Raw genomic sequence first — 16819 nt, 5'->3', positions numbered from 1 at the left:
ATACTTCGAACAATACGGAAAGACATCCATTCACCTCATTTGAAAGTTTGCTTTAATTATATTTCTAATCAGACATGCCACAGTAACCCATATAGAGACAAGTTTAACATAAAAATATAAAGATTTATTAAAAAATTCTATAGCAACCTGCGTAGAAAACTCATGTGTTACACCTCAACGTAATGTGAATACAAAATGTCCTCAAAACCCGCAGATGCGACAGAATTGCCTACAATAGTCGCTGACCGCATCTTACCTGTGATAGTATTGCCAGCTATTGAGATATTTTCTAGCCTATTAGCTGTATTGGCCACTAGATTAACCCCTACACTATTTGCATTATTGAGTTTTATTTGATTGTCTTTAATGTTTGCAGTCAATATTGATGTATCTTCGTCCTTACCGATTGCTATTTGTGCTCTAGCCTTATTCAAGCAATTAATTGCATTTTTTACTACACGTATATCTCCTGCAATAGATTGATCATGCCCAAGTTGTAACACCAGTTCGGACATTGAGTTGATTTTGTTATTCTCTATAGTTACATTTTTTGGATTAGTTCCGTCCAGTAGCAACCCCCATATCCCTAGGTTTTTAGCTCGATCAACTTGGATTGTGGCCGTCCCATAGGTGTCTTGAAGATTATTACTGATAGAATCTCTCATGGTTATATTTCTCGAACCGCAAATGTCTACGAAATGTTGATCATGATTTAACGATTGGACACGCTCAATAAGTACATTATTCGCATGTCCCAACGCAATCAAGTCCCCGTAAGTCCTCGGCTTGGAGGTAACATCACCGTCTGTAATCGTGAAATTTCGTAACACGATATTGCCAGCTGCTTTATATCCACCCTTTGTGTCGTAGCCTTTATTAACGAGCAATACGCCGTTTTGCTTCCGTTCACTACTAATCCGTTTGATGATGGTGACACCCATACCAGAGCCTTCTATAATCACTCCGGCGGGTATGACAATACATGCCTTACTGTGAATACTCTTAGCGATACTTAGGAGATACGTACCTTTGCCAAGGATAAGCTTACCGCCTCCCACTCTCTCGAGGTAGTCAAGTGCAGACTGGATAGCTTTTGTCTGATCAGTCCCGTCTCCACTGGCACCAAACATATTAGATGTAACCGTGTTTTTTATTCCTCTATCCAGTTTAGCTTGTAGATCAGAAATGCCGGTAGTGAAAAACCAAACAATCACTAACAAAATTATTGAAATTTTCACCCGCATCATCTAACAACCTTCCCTAGTAATAGTGTATGTTAATACCTTACATTTTAATGGGAAGTAAAGTCAATAATATAATAACATTGGCAGATTTACACTCTGATGCGCATAAGGAGATAGACCGGTTAACGTATATCGACAGCATGATTCGTAGAGTCCATTGCAATTGCAAGATTACATCTGTTCGATCTTGTAATGATATTCCTACTATAAAATAAACTCTCCGCAATTACCTCGCTCGTAGTCTCTCCATAACCTTATTCATTAAATGCTTGGTATAATTCAACCTTGCATCTCTTAATTGCTCTTTGAACGTTCATACGATGAATCCAAGTATAGGGGCCCTCTATCGGTGAGTTACCCTAATTTGATGGATTTGCAAATTTGCGACATCTTGCAAAAAAATAACGCCCACCTCCGAAGAGATAAGCGTTATTCAAATAATTTTCACTTTTTTAGTATTAGTTTCAGCAAAAATACCTATTGATATGTGTGTAAAGCGTAAAATTCAACTCAATTGCGAAGAGCTTCATCGGAATCTCCGGCGCAACGATCGATAAATTATTGAGAATTTGCGTTCTACTCATGTTCATTTTTTCGCGTCTCATCAGACTTTCAGGACACCTTATTCTCAATCCGCAGCTTGTCTGCGACCATCGCTATAAATTCTGAGTTGGTTGGTTTGGACTTGCTGATATTGATAGTGTAACCGAACAGGTGGGAGATGCTGTCGATATTTCCACGGGTCCATGCTACCTCGATAGCATGACGAATGGCGCGTTCTACGCGAGATGCCGTCGTTTTGAACTTTTCGGCAATTGCCGGATATAGGGTTTTGGTGATGGCTCCCAATATTTCGATATTATTGTACACCATCGTAATGGCTTCGCGTAGATATTGATAGCCCTTGATGTGAGCTGGTACGCCGATCTCATGGATGATAGCCGTGATGCTGGCATCCAGGTTTTTCGTCTTACCCATAGGCACAACGTTGGACCGCATGGATGAAACGGTTACCGGGCTATTGCTGACTAATTGCGGTCCTACCAATTGGCGTATACGGTTAGCAAGCACTTCCATGTCAAACGGCTTCAAAATATAATAAGATGCCCCGAGTTGAACGGCCCTCTGTGTAATATTTTCTTGACCGAATGCAGTCAGCATAATGATTTTCGGTTGTGGAGTCAGGTTCATTTCTCTTAAACGCTCCAATACACCGAGACCATCCAGATGAGGCATAATAATATCTAAAATAAGTACATCAGGTATGTTGCGGGATTCTGCGATGCGTTGGAGTACTTCTTCACCGTTAAAGGCGATTCCTGTAACTTCCATATCCTCCTGATCGGAAATATATTCAGCAAGCAAATTCGTAAATTCCCGGTTGTCATCAGCCAACAATACCTCAATTTTTTGCAATGTACTTCCTCCTTATTGAGTGTTATTCCATTGGGACATCTGTTTGCATTAAATAAATATTTCTTGTCGGAGTATATGATTTCGACATCGAATTATGAATTCCTTCTGTCGAAAATTATTTTTATTTATTTTTTTTATTAATTCAATTATAATTGAATTTTTATCTTGCAATTCTGAGTTATTCCTCTGCTTTTCGACAAAAAAATCTTAAGGCCACTAGCTCGCCTTAAGATTAGAGGATGACTTCAAGCTCAATTTATTATGCATGATTCCTGCATCACGCAACATCCATTCGATAAAACATCCGTAACCTGATTTAGGATCATTAACGAATACATGTGTTACAGCTCCGATCAGCTTACCATTTTGGATAATCGGACTCCCACTCATTCCTTGCACGATTCCGCCGGTCTTATCTAATAGCTTAGGATCTACAACCCGAATCACAAGCCCTTTGGTTGCCGGTTTACCCTGCTGAGAAATGTGTACAATTTCTGCCTGAAAACGCTGAATTTGTTGACCTTCCAATACAGTCAATATTTCTGCCGGTCCTTCTTTTACTTCATTCGCAAGTCCCACCGGAATGGGCGTCGAATACAATCCATTCTGCGGCTCATCTGACATTTTCCCAAATATTCCAAAGCTCGTATTTCGTTCTATATTTCCTAATATCCGATGATCTTTGAGAAAATGAGCACGTTTTTCTCCGGGTTCCCCACTCTGGCTCTTCGCAATTGACGTCACATTGGATTGCACAATCTCTCCACTACCCACAACAATGGGAGTTTGAGTATTCATATCGGTAATTACATGACCCAAGGCCCCGTAAACCCCCTGGTCCGGTGCATAAAACGTTAATGTACCTACGCCTGCAGCCGAGTCTCTAATATACAACCCAAGCCGCCACGCTTTATCATCTTGATCATATGCTGGGGTTAACTTGGTGGAAATCGTCTGCTCACCTCGACAAAGCGTGATGTTCAGCGGCTTTTTGTTTTTACCTGCCTCGTCCACGGCTTCAGCTACCCTGGCGAGACTATTGAGGGGTTTGCCGTTCATGTGTGTAATCCGGTCCCCTAGGCGAATACCAGCAATCTCACCAGGTGACACCTTACGATCATTGCTTTCCTGAATGATATGGTGACCTACGACAAGCACTCCTGAAGATTTTACTTTGACCCCGATCGTCTGCCCCCCTGGGTATACTTTCAAATCGGGAACCACGCTTTCTTGGGTTGTTTGCATGCTTTTAGTGCCGAACAAATCCAAAGAAGCTTGTAGAGGCAGCGCTGCTTGCACATGCTGAGCGTTACCGAGAGAACACATAAGAAAAACAAGCAAAAGACCGAGCAATTTGATCCTGGAGTAAAAATTCAATGGCTGTCACGCTCCCTTTGCTTCTTTCGCTTGACGAGTAAAGGTGGTCGCCAATTGCGTACCTATAAGGTAACCTTGCCCCCAGGCTTTTATAACTGTTAATCATTACGCCAGCCGCTCTTTTCAGGCTTTCTTTCCTTCCGCCAAATTCAGCATTTCCTGTGCGTGATGCAATGTTTTTTCGGTAATTTCTACCCCGCCCAGCATCCGTGCCAATTCCTTAACACGACCTTCCTCCGTTAGTCCCTCAATTTGAGTCATGGTCCGTCCGTCATGAACATTTTTCTCAATCAGGTACTGATGATCTGCCATACACGCCACCTGCGGCAAATGAGTAATGGAAAACACCTGACAAACAGAAGACAAACGATAAAGCTTCTCGGCTATGGACTGAGCTGCACGACCACTTACCCCGGTATCAACCTCGTCAAAAATGAGCACCGGAATTTGATCATGACGCGCAAAAATACTTTTCATTGCCAACATGATACGTGATAACTCACCACCAGAAGCAATTTTACCGAGTGGGCGAAGTGGCTCACCTGGATTGGGCGAAATCAGAAATTCCGCATTATCTATCCCTTGCTTGGTAGGTCGTACCTTTAGACCTTTATATTCATATCCACGTGGATCCTCAATTGGATCAATACGCACCTTGAGTGACGTTCTTTCCATTTGAAGATCTTTTAATTCCTGTTCTACTTGCTCTGCAAGCTCTTCAGCACAAATTTCACGTGCTTCTGTAAGCTCTTCAGCAATCTCCAGCAAATCCGAAAGCAACTCATCCCGCTTTGCAATGAGTTGCTCCAGCCGCTCATCTTTATTTTCCAACAGATCGGTTTCCTGCTCAATACGGCTATAGTATTCCAAAATCTGCTCTATACTATCACCATATTTTCGCTGTAATCCGGTAATTTGATTCAAACGTTGCTCCACCTCATGCAGCTTACCCGGATTAAATTCAATATCCTCACGATAAGAGCGTAATTGAAACGCTGCATCCTCCAACTGATAGAAAGCAGATTGAATCTGCTCCGCAATGGGCTGAAGGCTTTTACTGTCGTAGCTCTGAACATCATTTAATCTGGACAACACGTTATTGACCGTATCCAGACCACCTCTGCCACTTAACAGCTCGTATGCTCCTGATACTCCATCCATCATTTTCTCACTATGGGATAGCTTGACCCGTTCCTCTGCCAATAATTCATCTTCACCCAATTTTAACTCCGCCGCAGCGATCTCTTCCAATTGGAAGCGATACATGTCCAATAGCTGATAAGCCTTTTGACTGGAGCTTTGCAATTCTCTTACTTCTTTTTCCGCTTTGACAAAAGCATTGTAGCGTTCCCGGTAAAGCGCTTTGACTGGACCAATGACCGAGTCACCGAACGTATCCAGCAGCGCAAGATGGCGATCCGCACGCAGCAAGCTTTGATGCTCATGCTGCCCGTGGATATTAACGAGTTGCTCACCTACCTCACGCAGCATCGTTAAATTAACCATCTGACCGTTAATTCGAGATGAGCTTTTCCCCTGAACCGTAAGTTCTCGACGAATCAGCAAATGTTCTTCTGGATTAGCCTTAATCCCTTGTTCCTCCAACGTATTCCAAACGGGATGTTTGACCGGCAATTCAAACAAGGCTTCCATTTCGGCTTTATCACATCCGTAACGCACTAGATCAGCAGATCCCCTGCCGCCCGCAATCAGCCCAAGTGCGTCGATAATAATGGATTTACCAGCACCAGTTTCTCCGCTCAATACATGAAATCCTTTATAAAAATGAACATCGACAGCTTCTACGACTGCCAAATTCCGTATAGACAAAGTGACCAGCATCGTTCTTTCACCTCTATGATGTACAAATTAAAACGCCTAATATGCGTACTTTATAATTAGGAAATGTAGCCCATAAGACGATTCACGATAGTTTCGCTATTTTCTTCCGATCGGCAGATAATCAAAATGGTGTCATCCCCGCTAATCGTACCCATGACCTCAGACCATTCAATATTATCTAATAAAGCAGCAATCGAGTTAGCTGTTCCTGGCAGGCACTTCATCACAATCAGATTGGTTGTGTAGTCAATATGCAAAAAGTTGTCAACCAATGTACGTTTCAGTTTCTGCGTCGGATTGTAGCGCTGGTCTGAAGGCATCGAATATTTATATCTGCCGTCGTCCATTGGAACCTTTATGAGCAGCAGTTCTTTGATATCCCGGGATACAGTTGCCTGCGTAACCTGGAAACCAGCCTCACGTAATGCTTCAACTAAATCATCCTGCGTTTCAATCTCATGTTGTGAAATAATTTCCCTGATTTTAATATGTCGTTGACCCTTCATATAATCCTCCTATGGATTAGCCTTCATATTCCTCTTCTTCGAGGTCTTCCACTAATGTAATAAGGCGAATACTTTTCTCGTCCGTATCAACGTACAATACCCCCGCACAGCCCGGATAGAGCAGCAAATAAGGCATAAGCCTGTCCCGTAAATCAGGACCGTTCCACTCCATCGGTTTCTTGCGGCGTGACGTTTTGACCATATATGTCGAACCGTTACGTACAGCTACGTAGTCAATAAACAAACGGCTATACACGGTATGTCCATTCACTTTAAAAGCAAGCGGTATTTTCATTTTCCCGCCCACCACTTCATATCCTGCTTCTTCTAGCTGATCCACAGCAGGTCCTTCGTTCAAATCCTCGTTAATTGGTATCGTTTTTAGTACAAGCGGTCCCGGCTCTTTTAACCAGGCACGCAGGCTATATAAAGCCCATATCCCTAATATCACCCCGATCACAGTGATGATAACCGTATCGTATCGCGTGTCCATGAACCGATCACCTCATGGACATATTCTAGGACAAGATATAAAATCCCTTTTCCTCATACAGGTACGCTGTACCTGCGACCGGATATTCAATTGGGTTCATCACATCTGTGTGAATGAAAATGAATATCTGCAATTATACATCTCATTATAGGCGAACGTGAGTTCTACAAGCAATCCCTCACACCAAAAAGAGGTTCTCTTAAGTTCACAGAACTCATGGAGAACCCCTGAATGTCACTTACGCGATGGGCCATTATTAAATGTCTGACCTGCTTCCTGAACAGTTTGTTCAATCAGTGGACTGAAATCCATCTTCTCCAGCTGCGATTCTGCCGCCGGAAGCCCATTCAAACGCCAATGCGCTAAAAATTCAATATTTCCTTCGCCACCTGTTATGGGGGAATAGGCCAAGCCTTGCAATGAAAGTCCAAGCTCATGTGCAAACATCAAGATGGTCTGCAGCACTTCTTTATGCGTAGCAGGATCTCGAACCACGCCAGATTTCCCAACCTTTTCGCGTCCAGCTTCGAATTGAGGCTTAATTAGAGCTACAATATCAGCAGGTTGATGCAGCAGTGCAAGCAACGGTGGCAAAATAATTCGTAACGAAATAAAAGAAACATCAATACTTGCGAAATTAGGCACAGGACCGCCCAAATCTGCAGGTGTCATATATCTGAAATTTGTTTTCTCCATAACGCATACACGTTCATCATTACGAAGTGACCAATCCAGCTGATTATACCCCACATCAATGGCATACACGTACTCAACTCCATGCTGAAGCGCACAATCCGTAAAGCCTCCGGTTGATGAACCGATATCCAGCATCGTCCTGCCCTTCATGTCCAGCTCGAATTGACGGATGGCCTTTTCGAGCTTCAACCCTCCACGGCTTACATACGGATGCACCGCCCCTTTAACTTTAAGCTCGCTGGAACGTGGTACCTTCATTCCCGCTTTCTCGATCCGTTCGCTGTCCGCCAACACTAGACCTGCCATGATTGCGGCTTTAGCTTTTTCACGGCTTTCAAAAAAACCTTGTTCTACAAGCAATACATCAATGCGTTCCTTCGGAACAGACATGTTAATCTCCCTTTAGGCAGCCAGGCTGCTCTTGTCATACTTTTTATAATATCATGTTGTTTACTTTAAGTTACCCTATACAGATTGCCCCATGCCATATGCTGGCTCAGCAGACCACTTACGCAGCTTTAAGCACACAGCTTCAACGGTAAGTCCCACTTCAGCGCGCTGCTCTTTGATGGAGCCGTGCTCCACAAACAGATCGGGAATCCCCATTAAGCGCACCTGTGCATCTTGTATTTCTTCTTTAGCGTAAAATTCCAGTACAGCGCTACCCAAACTTCCCGCTTCAGAAGCTTCTTCCAATACGATCAGCTTCGTATGCTGGCGGGCCAGTTCACGCAACATCTCCTCATCCAAAGGCTTGAGGAAGCGTGCATTCACAACGCCCACTTGCATACCCTCACGTTTCATCGCCTCCGCAGCCTCTGTCGCCACTTGGAGCATTGGTCCTGAAGCGATTACAGCGAAGCCCTCACCTTTACGCAGAAACTCCCAACTGCCGATGGGAATAGCCCGCAATTCATTATCCAATGGCACACCAACCACGTTAACACGTGGGTAACGATAAGCAATTGGACCGTCTTCGTAGTCAAGTGCTGTTTTCATCATATGGCGCAGCTCATTTTCATCCTTTGGCATCATAAGCACCAGATTCGGGATATGACGCAGGAATGCTACATCAAACACGCCATGATGAGTTTCACCATCAGCACCAACAAAACCAGCACGATCAATCGCGAACATCACGTTGGCATTATGACGACAAATATCGTGCACAATTTGGTCATATGCACGCTGCATAAAAGTGGAATACACCGCAAATACCGGCTTCATCCCTTCCATTGCTAACGCTGCACACATGGTTGCAGCATGCTGCTCAGCGATACCGACGTCAATCATACGTGTAGGAAACTCTTTACTAAACGGTACTAGCCCTGATCCACCAGGCATTGCAGGGGTGACCGCAATGATCCGCTCATCCTGTTCAGCCAGCTCAATCAGCGTTCTACCGAAAATTTCTGTATACATCGGATTGCCCACGGCTTTGAGTACCTGACCTGATTCAATTTTGTATGGACTGATGCCGTGCCACTTGTGCGAATCGGCCTCCGCAGGTTTATAGCCTTTACCCTTGGTGGTTACGACATGCACTAATACGGGGCCAGTAACGTTATCAGCCTGCTGAAAAGTCTCAATTAGCTTGGACAAATCATGTCCATCGACCGGACCAAGATACGTAAATCCCAGCTCCTCAAACAGCACACCTGGCACCATCATATATTTAAGACTGTCCTTGACACGGCCAGCCGATTTGGCAAGTTTACCGCCTATAGCGGGTATTTTTTTCAGCAAAACCTCCAGCTCATCCTTTGCCCGCAAATAGTGACGGTCCGAGCGAATTTTGCTCAAATAATTATGCATGGCCCCTACATTCGGGGCGATGGACATTTCATTATCATTCAGAATGACCATTAAATTTTTACGTTCATGACCAATATGGTTTAATGCTTCGAAGGCCATGCCCCCAGTCAATGCTCCGTCCCCGATCATTGCAATAACTTTATTGTCCTCGCCCTTTAAATCTCGTGCCAAGGCCATCCCCATTGCAGCCGAAAGGGAAGTGCTGCTATGTCCAGCTTCCCATACATCATGCTCGCTCTCGCTTCTTTTTACAAAACCACAAAGTCCATCACGCTGACGAAGTGTATCAAAACGATCCATTCGCCCTGTCAATATTTTGTGCACGTAGGCTTGGTGCCCAACGTCATAAATCATCTTGTCCTTTGGACTGTTATAGCAATAATGCAGGGCGATCGTGAGCTCAACCACTCCCAGATTCGATGCCAGATGCCCCCCAGTCACGGACAGCTTCTCAATCAAAAAGCTCCTGATTTCCTCGGCTAGAGAAGCCAACTCCTCAACCGACAGTGATTTCAGATCGCCTGGTTGCTTTATGTGTGGAAGCAGCACGCATATCTCCCCGCTTTCCTTCAAGTTTGTGTGTAAAGTTAACAAGTATTATATCACACTTTTGGACTGTGCTTAAACGCAGACAAGTCAAACCAGTTCTAATGCTACTAATGATCACGCTTCATCAGGTAATCCGCTATCTCCAGCAAACGCGAAGAATCGGGAATGCCACCTTCTGCAATCACTTTTTTGGCAGACACTGTGAGTTCCTCCACTTGTCGCAGAGATGCGTCCATACCGATGAAATACGGATAGGTAACCTTCTCTTGTTCAACATCACTCTGCGTTTTTTTTCCCATTTTGCTTTCATCGCCTACGAGATCCAATATATCGTCCTGAATTTGAAAGGCCAGGCCCAGATCTCGTCCAAAACAGCGAAGCGCCTCTAGTTGACTCTTGTCTGCCCCAGCAATTCGTCCACCTGCCAAGAGTGAGAAAATGATCAAATCAGCCGTTTTATGAAGGTGGATATATTCCAGTTCCTCGATCCCCGTCATTCCCTGCTCGCCTGACATATCTGCGACCTGTCCACCTACCATGCCTCTGGCACCGCTCATTTCGGATAAATCCTCAACTATGGACAATAGCGCATCGGAAGAAACCCCGTGACGACGACCCGCCTGCACGATGCTATAAAATGCATGGGTCAGCAAAGCATCGCCCGCAAGAACAGCAACCGCCTCGCCGTATACCTTATGATTCGTCAGCTTTCCTCGCCGATAATCATCATCATCCATCGCCGGCAAGTCATCGTGAATGAGGGAATACGTATGTACCATTTCTACCGCACATGCTACTGGCAACGCCGCTTCCCTGCTTCCACCAAATGCTTCCGCAGCGGCGATCACAAGCAGAGGCCGCAGCCGTTTTCCGCCTGCGGTCAGTGAATAGTTCATAGATTCTCGAAGGACATCTGGAATGTCCCAATGCGCCGGAAACTGCTCGGTCAATGCAGACGAAACTGCATCCGCCGTCACAGCCAAATATTCCTTGAACGACAGTCTATTCAAGCCCTTCACCGCCGTTTTCATCCAATCCGCCACCGAAAGGCTTCTTGCGCAAATCTCCATCCTCTTCCACAATCATTTCAATTTTACGTTCGACCTGTTCCAGCTTCTGGCTGCAAAGCTGAGACAGCTTCATCCCCCGCTGGAACAAATCAATGGCTTGCTCCAGAGGAACGTCTCCATGCTCCAGTTGTCCGACAATTTCTTCAAGAGCGGCCATGGCCGCTTCAAAATTCAATTCCGCTTCATTCGCCACCGTGCTTCGCGTCCTCCTTCATTCCCCATACTTGACAGTCTAACTGCCCGTCACTCACTTTTATCTTGATGGAATCTCCCGGTTGTACATCTTTGAGCGACTTGATCAGCCGTTTCTCCTGCTCATCGTATACCAAGCTGTAGCCTCGGGCCATGACTTTGAGCGGACTCAGCGCATCCAGCTGACGAATTCCGGTATGCAGCTGCTGCCGTCCCGTTTTTGTGATCGCACGCATCGCAGACTCCAGCTGACGTTGTGCCATATCCGTCTGCTTGCGCGCCGAACGAATTTGTTCGCGCGGATTAAACCGCTCTAGTACCTGACGCATACGCGCATTTTTCTCTGCGTTTAAGCGTGAACGGTTAGCCGCTGCGCGGATCAGACGCTGATGCAGCATATCCATCCGCTCTGCATGCTGGAGCATGTAGCGGCGTGGATGCAGCAGCACTGGCGAACGCCGAAGCCTCAGCAAGCGTTCACGACTGGCTTCCAGCCGCTGCCTAAGGGCGTTGCGCAACCGTTGCTCCCGCTGGAGCAGCTGATCCCGAAGCTCTCCCTGGTGAGGCACAGCCAGCTCAGCTGCTGCGGTCGGCGTCGCTGCGCGTAAGTCAGCCACAAAATCGGCAATGGTAAAATCCGTTTCGTGTCCAACTGCCGAAATCACAGGAATGACCGATGTGTAAATGGCACGCGCAACCGCTTCCTCATTAAACGCCCACAGTTCTTCTAAGGAGCCACCGCCCCGTCCGACGATCATCACCTGAACCTCCTGCATACGATTCATGGCTTCAATTGCCTTAACGATCGAGGGGGCAGCACCCTTTCCTTGCACAAGAACAGGATACAACACGATTCCAGCCTGCGGGTATCGGCGTTGAAGTGTGGTGATAATATCACGCACAGCCGCTCCGGTCGGTGACGTAATTACACCGATGGTTGCCGGGTGAGCGGGCAGATTCCGTTTGCGAGCGGTATCAAACAGCCCTTCTGCATCAAGCTTTTGTTTGAGTTGTTCATAAGCCAAATAAAGGCTGCCTATACCGTCAGGCTGCATTTGCGTCGCATAAAATTGATATTGTCCATCCCGTTCATACACGGATACGTTTCCCCGGGCGATAACACGCGTACCTTCTTTTGGTACGAAAGGGAGCCGTCTATTATGGGTCGCAAACATAATCGAACGTATCCGGCTCCCCTCATCCTTGAGCGTAAAGTACATGTGACCACTCGAATGATGCGTAAAGTTAGAAATCTCCCCGCGTATCCATACATCAGACAGCACCTGATCGGATTCCAGTTTCATCCGGATATAACGATTCAGGTCCTTTATAGAATAAATACGTTGTTGTTCAGCCACAGGCAGCTGCCTTTATGCCAAACCGTACGACCGCTTGGCCGCTACGAGCGTATTTTGCATCAGCATTGTAATCGTCATTGGGCCTACTCCGCCGGGAACAGGCGTAATCGGACCGGACACTTGCTTTACGCTCTCAAAATCAACGTCACCCGCCAACTTTCCGTTCTCCAGACGATTCATTCCCACATCGATAACTACTGCGCCTGGTTTTACGAACGAAGCATCAATAAAATTGGCTTTGCCGATGGCAACGACCAAAATATCCGCTTGTCTGCTGAGCTCGGCCATATTCGCTGTACGAGAGTGACACATCGTAACCGTAGCATTTTCACGCTGCAGCAATAAAGAGACTGGCTTGCCCACGATATTACTGCGACCAATAACAACTGCATGTTTACCGGCTATCTCTACTCCAGCACGCTTGATTAACTCAATGACTCCAGCGGGAGTACAAGGCAGTAGGCTATCATCGCCGATGACCAGGTTTCCTACGTTTACCGGATGAAATCCGTCAACATCTTTCTCCACTGCAATCGCGTCAATGACAGCTTTTTCCTGAATATGCTTTGGCAATGGCAATTGCACCAATATCCCATGGATATTACTTTGATGATTCAGCTTATCCACCAGTTTCAGTAATGCTTCTTGCGAAGTATCTGCCGCCAGTCGATGAACCTCAGAGTAATAGCCGAGATCATGACACGCCTTTTCCTTATTTTTAACATACACTTGAGAAGCAGGATCTTCGCCTACCAGTACAACAGCCAGTCCGGGTTGAAAGCTGTGTTCTTTCAAACGAATGACCTCTTGCTGAATGCTTGCCCGGATATCCTGAGAGATTTGTTTACCATCAATGATCGGTGCTGACATGTTTAACCACTCCCCAACCTGATTCAGTAGTCTCTAATTAAAAACGTGCTTTCAATTGCTCCAGCTCTTGTATAACTCGTCCCAGCACACCATTAACAAATTTACCCGATTCCTCGGTACCAAAGTGCTTCGACAATTCAATGGCTTCATTGACTGCTACCTTGGCTGGAACATCCTCGCGGAAAATCATTTCATATACCGCAAGCCTCAAAATTTGACGATCCACACGTGAAAGTCGGCTGATCTGCCAGCCTTTCAGGTAATCCGCCAACAGCCCGTCAATAGCTTCCTTATGCTCCCATGTGCCACGCACATGCTCCAAAACATATGCTCTTAACACTTCCGCGTTTTTAATCACAACTTCAGCTTCGTTTTCCTCAGCCGCTTCCTGAAGCAGCATGTCTACAGCTGCCGCCGCATCCACTTCATTCATTTCCATATGGTACATACTCTGTACCGCTAATTCCCTCGCCAGACGTCTTTTCATGCCCTGCCTCCTACGCTTGCCTATATCTATTTTTCATTCTAACCAATTTCCACAAAAAAACCTGTGAACGCATCCTCCAAAACCGTTGGGCGCAAATAAGCTACAGCTGTATTTTGGAGAACACGTATCACAGGGTTCATTTAAAAGGACGCCAACGTTGCGATAACCATTCGCTCCATTCTTTCCAAGGGAGGAATGAACCAAGCGCTGAATCGCTACGTCTTCCTAGCGTATATCCGATGAACACCATCAATGCAAAGAACAACATATTCCAAAAGCCTGCCCACAAATAAATAAAACCGAAAAAAATACCGGCCGTGATCCCCATGATCCGGCCCTTGTAACTTCCCCATATTTCTTTCCAGGGCATCAGGGAAAATCACCTCTATTCCACACGACTCTTAAAGCTTGGTGACTGAGAAACATTAGCGATGTACACCGACACATTGGATACTGGAATTCCTGTAATTTCTTCCACATGGTCGTGTACCCCCTTTTGTACCTCGGAGGTTAACACCGGAATGGAGCTTTCCCCGTCAACAATCGCCCGAATCGTAATATCAAGTCCCGATTCCAACACACGAACGCGTGCTTTCAGATCCTGCATCCCGCGAAATCGGGAAGCCGCTTTGAGGCACAGGTTTTCGATGGTATCCACCGAAATCTGAATGTCACCATATTCGGTTCGCTGATCAATAGAATGCTGTACGGTTTGGTTCCGTCGAATAGAGATATAAAAAAACCGAAGACTCAATAACAACAGAACTCCTGCAATAATCAAGCTGGTAAACCACACCACTCGCTCATCCTCAATGCTTAAAACATACGGAATGGCCCCGCTCAGGAGGAGGATGGCGAGAATGGAAATAATTCCGATACTTAAGCTGTACAAAAACAGCAGAAGTCTGTCCATAACTTTAGCCACGAAACGCACAGCCTCCTTAAATTAGAGTAAACCCTCGACCCATAAGGGTCGGGGGTTTGTACAAAGTATCGCTCTATTTAACCCGTCCGGCGCCCAGCACTTCCGGCTCTTCTACTTTTTCAGCATTTTTGAATTGAACATCATGAATTTGCACGTTCACTTCTACCACGTTAAGACCTGTCATGTTTTCAATGGAACGCTTAACATTATGCTGAATAGCAGCAGCCACCTCAGGCAGACGGTTACCATACTCAATAATGACGGAGACGTCTACAGCAGCTTCACGCTGTCCGACTTCCACTTTTACACCTTTAGATAAATTTTTGCGGCCTAGCAGTTCGGCAAATCCGCCAGCAAATCCGCCACTCATTCCCGCTACACCTGGTACTTCAACGGTAGCCAGTCCGGCAATGACTTCAATAACTTCCGGGGCAATTTGAATTTCCCCAATTTCTGTACGTTCGAATTCGGTTGGCACTGTGCTCATACCTTCAACACCTTTCGGTCAAAATAAGTTTCATTCCAGCTTTGGATATCAAAGCAGACATGCTCACTTATTATCCATACTATATCATTTGGCGTTCATTATGACAAACTGAGGAAATATACCGATTAAACTTCGTTTTCCTCCAAAAATTTAATATCAAAATCGCCTTCAATAAAGGTCGGATGCTCTAGCAAGCGCTGGTGAAAAGAAATCGTTGTGGGTATGCCCTCAATAGCAAACTCAGCTAAAGCACGCTTCATTTTGGCAATCGCCTCCTGCCGTGTAGGCGCCCATACAATCAGCTTGGCAATCATAGAGTCATAATAAGGAGGAATGCTATAACCTGGATAAGCAGCGCTGTCTACCCGTACTCCAGGACCGCCTGGAGGCAGATAAAATCCGATTTTACCCGGTGCAGGCATAAAATTACGATCCGGGTCCTCAGCGTTAATGCGGCATTCTATTGCCCAGCCATTAATCGTGACTTCTTCCTGAGTAAAGGAAAGCGGATGCCCTTCAGCGACCGAAATCATTTCTTTAATCAGGTCTACACCGGTAATCATTTCTGTTACTGGATGTTCTACCTGAATACGAGTGTTCATTTCCATGAAATAGAATTTATTATCCGGGCCAAGCAAAAATTCAAGCGTACCTGCACCAGAGTATTGAACGGCCAAAGCTGCACGAACAGCTGCCTGTCCCATTTCTTCACGAACGTCCTGCGAAAGTACTGGACATGGTGCTTCCTCCAACAACTTCTGACGACGACGCTGTACAGAGCAGTCCCGTTCGCCCAAATAGGCAACATTACCATGCTTGTCCGCTATGATCTGTATTTCCACGTGTTTCATGCCGGTCAAATATTTTTCCAGATACACACCCGCATTGCCAAAGGCCTTTTGCGCTTCCTGCTGAGCAGTAGTGATTTGTTGAATAAGGTTATCCTCATCTTCGGCGATACGAATACCTTTACCACCACCACCTGCTGTGGCCTTGATAATGACCGGATATCCGATATCACGTGCGATGCTGATTGCATCCTGCACATCCTCAACCAGTCCGTCTGAACCTGGAATAACCGGAACCCCGGCATCCTTCATGGTCTGCTTGGCTACAGCCTTGTCTCCCATTTTGTTAATTGCTTCAGGAGAAGGTCCGATAAACGTAATATTGCACGATTCGCAAATTTCAGCGAAGTCTGCATTTTCCGCCAAAAATCCGTAACCTGGATGAATGGCATCACATTCAGTTAATGTAGCAACACTCATCAGGTTCGTAAAATTAAGGTAGCTGTCCTTAGACAACGTCGGTCCGATACAGTAAGCCTCATCTGCGAGACGCACATGTAGCGAATCCTTGTCAGCTTCCGAATAAACGGCAACTGTCGAAATATTCATTTCGCGGCAAGCGCGAATGATACGAACTGCAATTTCTCCACGGTTCGCGATTAATACTTTTTGAAATGTCATGACTTTATCCTCCCTGGGAGCAG

Annotated in this window: 17 protein-coding genes; all 17 read right to left on the bottom strand. The window is 45.7% G+C overall.

Translation table 11 applies throughout. The features are described 5' to 3' along the window. Positions 1-167: 167 nt before the first annotated feature. The 17 genes from C0638_RS18035 to accC all read right to left on the bottom strand — a co-directional run bounded on the left by C0638_RS18035 (position 168) and on the right by accC (position 16796). Positions 168-1247, bottom strand: a complete 1080-nt coding sequence (locus C0638_RS18035; RefSeq protein ID WP_058711531.1) for a hypothetical protein — start codon at positions 1245-1247, stop codon at positions 168-170. A gap of 609 nt (positions 1248-1856) precedes the next feature. Then, positions 1857-2660, bottom strand: coding sequence for a sporulation transcription factor Spo0A (gene spo0A, locus C0638_RS18030; protein WP_013371763.1), 804 nt, complete (start codon positions 2658-2660; stop codon positions 1857-1859). A 216-nt stretch (positions 2661-2876) separates the two neighbouring features. Next, positions 2877-4037, bottom strand: a complete 1161-nt coding sequence (spoIVB, locus tag C0638_RS18025) for a SpoIVB peptidase (RefSeq protein ID WP_058711532.1) — start codon at positions 4035-4037, stop codon at positions 2877-2879. A gap of 123 nt (positions 4038-4160) precedes the next feature. Then, positions 4161-5879, bottom strand: coding sequence for a DNA repair protein RecN (recN, locus tag C0638_RS18020; protein WP_058711533.1), 1719 nt, complete (start codon positions 5877-5879; stop codon positions 4161-4163). A gap of 56 nt (positions 5880-5935) precedes the next feature. Beyond that, positions 5936-6385 (bottom strand): transcriptional regulator AhrC/ArgR, encoded by a 450-nt coding sequence (gene ahrC, locus C0638_RS18015; RefSeq protein ID WP_013371768.1) that lies wholly within the window; start codon positions 6383-6385, stop codon positions 5936-5938. 16 nt (positions 6386-6401) lie between these two features. Continuing rightward, positions 6402-6878 (bottom strand): hypothetical protein, encoded by a 477-nt coding sequence (locus C0638_RS18010; RefSeq protein WP_102163681.1) that lies wholly within the window; start codon positions 6876-6878, stop codon positions 6402-6404. Positions 6879-7112: 234 nt separating this feature from the next. Continuing rightward, the gene (locus C0638_RS18005; RefSeq protein WP_090738835.1) at positions 7113-7964 is read right to left on the bottom strand and encodes a TlyA family RNA methyltransferase; all 852 of its coding nucleotides are present in this window, start codon (positions 7962-7964) and stop codon (positions 7113-7115) included. Between the two features lie 75 nt (positions 7965-8039). Next, a complete protein-coding gene (dxs, locus tag C0638_RS18000; protein ID WP_013371771.1) occupies positions 8040-9938 on the bottom strand; it encodes a 1-deoxy-D-xylulose-5-phosphate synthase in 1899 nt (632 codons plus the stop codon). A gap of 107 nt (positions 9939-10045) precedes the next feature. Further along, positions 10046-10969 (bottom strand): polyprenyl synthetase family protein, encoded by a 924-nt coding sequence (locus C0638_RS17995; protein WP_102163679.1) that lies wholly within the window; start codon positions 10967-10969, stop codon positions 10046-10048. Then, the gene (gene xseB / locus C0638_RS17990) at positions 10941-11201 is read right to left on the bottom strand and encodes an exodeoxyribonuclease VII small subunit (protein WP_013371773.1); all 261 of its coding nucleotides are present in this window, start codon (positions 11199-11201) and stop codon (positions 10941-10943) included. The genes C0638_RS17995 and xseB overlap by 29 nt, the downstream gene beginning before the upstream one ends. Beyond that, positions 11191-12504, bottom strand: a complete 1314-nt coding sequence (xseA, locus tag C0638_RS17985; RefSeq protein ID WP_058830136.1) for an exodeoxyribonuclease VII large subunit — start codon at positions 12502-12504, stop codon at positions 11191-11193. The genes xseB and xseA overlap by 11 nt, the downstream gene beginning before the upstream one ends. Before the next feature lie 66 nt (positions 12505-12570). After that, a complete protein-coding gene (folD, locus tag C0638_RS17980) occupies positions 12571-13428 on the bottom strand; it encodes a bifunctional methylenetetrahydrofolate dehydrogenase/methenyltetrahydrofolate cyclohydrolase FolD (protein WP_013371775.1) in 858 nt (285 codons plus the stop codon). Positions 13429-13465: 37 nt separating this feature from the next. Beyond that, positions 13466-13915, bottom strand: coding sequence for a transcription antitermination factor NusB (gene nusB / locus C0638_RS17975; RefSeq protein WP_013371776.1), 450 nt, complete (start codon positions 13913-13915; stop codon positions 13466-13468). Positions 13916-14051: 136 nt separating this feature from the next. Then, positions 14052-14285 carry a DUF2273 domain-containing protein gene (locus tag C0638_RS17970; RefSeq protein ID WP_013371777.1) on the bottom strand — a complete coding sequence of 78 codons (234 nt, stop codon included), beginning with the start codon at positions 14283-14285 and terminating at the stop codon, positions 14052-14054. A 15-nt stretch (positions 14286-14300) separates the two neighbouring features. After that, positions 14301-14840: an alkaline shock response membrane anchor protein AmaP gene (gene amaP, locus C0638_RS17965; RefSeq protein WP_040103448.1), complete on the bottom strand. Its 540-nt coding sequence runs from the start codon at positions 14838-14840 to the stop codon at positions 14301-14303. Between the two features lie 73 nt (positions 14841-14913). Beyond that, entirely contained in the window at positions 14914-15327 is a 414-nt protein-coding gene (locus tag C0638_RS17960) for an Asp23/Gls24 family envelope stress response protein (RefSeq protein ID WP_013310820.1), read from the bottom strand. 125 nt (positions 15328-15452) lie between these two features. Continuing rightward, complete coding sequence (accC, locus tag C0638_RS17955) at positions 15453-16796, bottom strand: acetyl-CoA carboxylase biotin carboxylase subunit (protein WP_013371779.1); 1344 nt, start codon at positions 16794-16796, stop codon at positions 15453-15455. Positions 16797-16819: the final 23 nt, after the last annotated feature.

The sequence above is a fragment of the Paenibacillus sp. lzh-N1 genome (assembly GCF_002872435.1).
Lineage (GTDB): Bacteria > Bacillota > Bacilli > Paenibacillales > Paenibacillaceae > Paenibacillus > Paenibacillus polymyxa_C.
This window is presented reverse-complemented; position numbering and strand designations above follow the sequence as displayed.

What these genes read in the sequence shown, in the direction of transcription:
- C0638_RS18035 (WP_058711531.1), bottom strand. Translation starts at nt 1,247, where the DNA reads ATGATGCGGGTGAAAATTTCAATAATTTTGTTAGTGATTGTTTGGTTT.
- recN (WP_058711533.1), bottom strand. Translation starts at nt 5,879, where the DNA reads ATGCTGGTCACTTTGTCTATACGGAATTTGGCAGTCGTAGAAGCTGTC.
- ahrC (WP_013371768.1), bottom strand. Translation starts at nt 6,385, where the DNA reads ATGAAGGGTCAACGACATATTAAAATCAGGGAAATTATTTCACAACAT.
- C0638_RS18010 (WP_102163681.1), bottom strand. Translation starts at nt 6,878, where the DNA reads ATGGACACGCGATACGATACGGTTATCATCACTGTGATCGGGGTGATA.
- C0638_RS18005 (WP_090738835.1), bottom strand. Translation starts at nt 7,964, where the DNA reads ATGTCTGTTCCGAAGGAACGCATTGATGTATTGCTTGTAGAACAAGGT.
- C0638_RS17995 (WP_102163679.1), bottom strand. Translation starts at nt 10,969, where the DNA reads ATGAAAACGGCGGTGAAGGGCTTGAATAGACTGTCGTTCAAGGAATAT.
- xseA (WP_058830136.1), bottom strand. Translation starts at nt 12,504, where the DNA reads ATGAAACTGGAATCCGATCAGGTGCTGTCTGATGTATGGATACGCGGG.
- folD (WP_013371775.1), bottom strand. Translation starts at nt 13,428, where the DNA reads ATGTCAGCACCGATCATTGATGGTAAACAAATCTCTCAGGATATCCGG.
- nusB (WP_013371776.1), bottom strand. Translation starts at nt 13,915, where the DNA reads ATGAAAAGACGTCTGGCGAGGGAATTAGCGGTACAGAGTATGTACCAT.
- C0638_RS17970 (WP_013371777.1), bottom strand. Translation starts at nt 14,285, where the DNA reads ATGCCCTGGAAAGAAATATGGGGAAGTTACAAGGGCCGGATCATGGGG.
- C0638_RS17960 (WP_013310820.1), bottom strand. Translation starts at nt 15,327, where the DNA reads ATGAGCACAGTGCCAACCGAATTCGAACGTACAGAAATTGGGGAAATT.
- accC (WP_013371779.1), bottom strand. Translation starts at nt 16,796, where the DNA reads ATGACATTTCAAAAAGTATTAATCGCGAACCGTGGAGAAATTGCAGTT.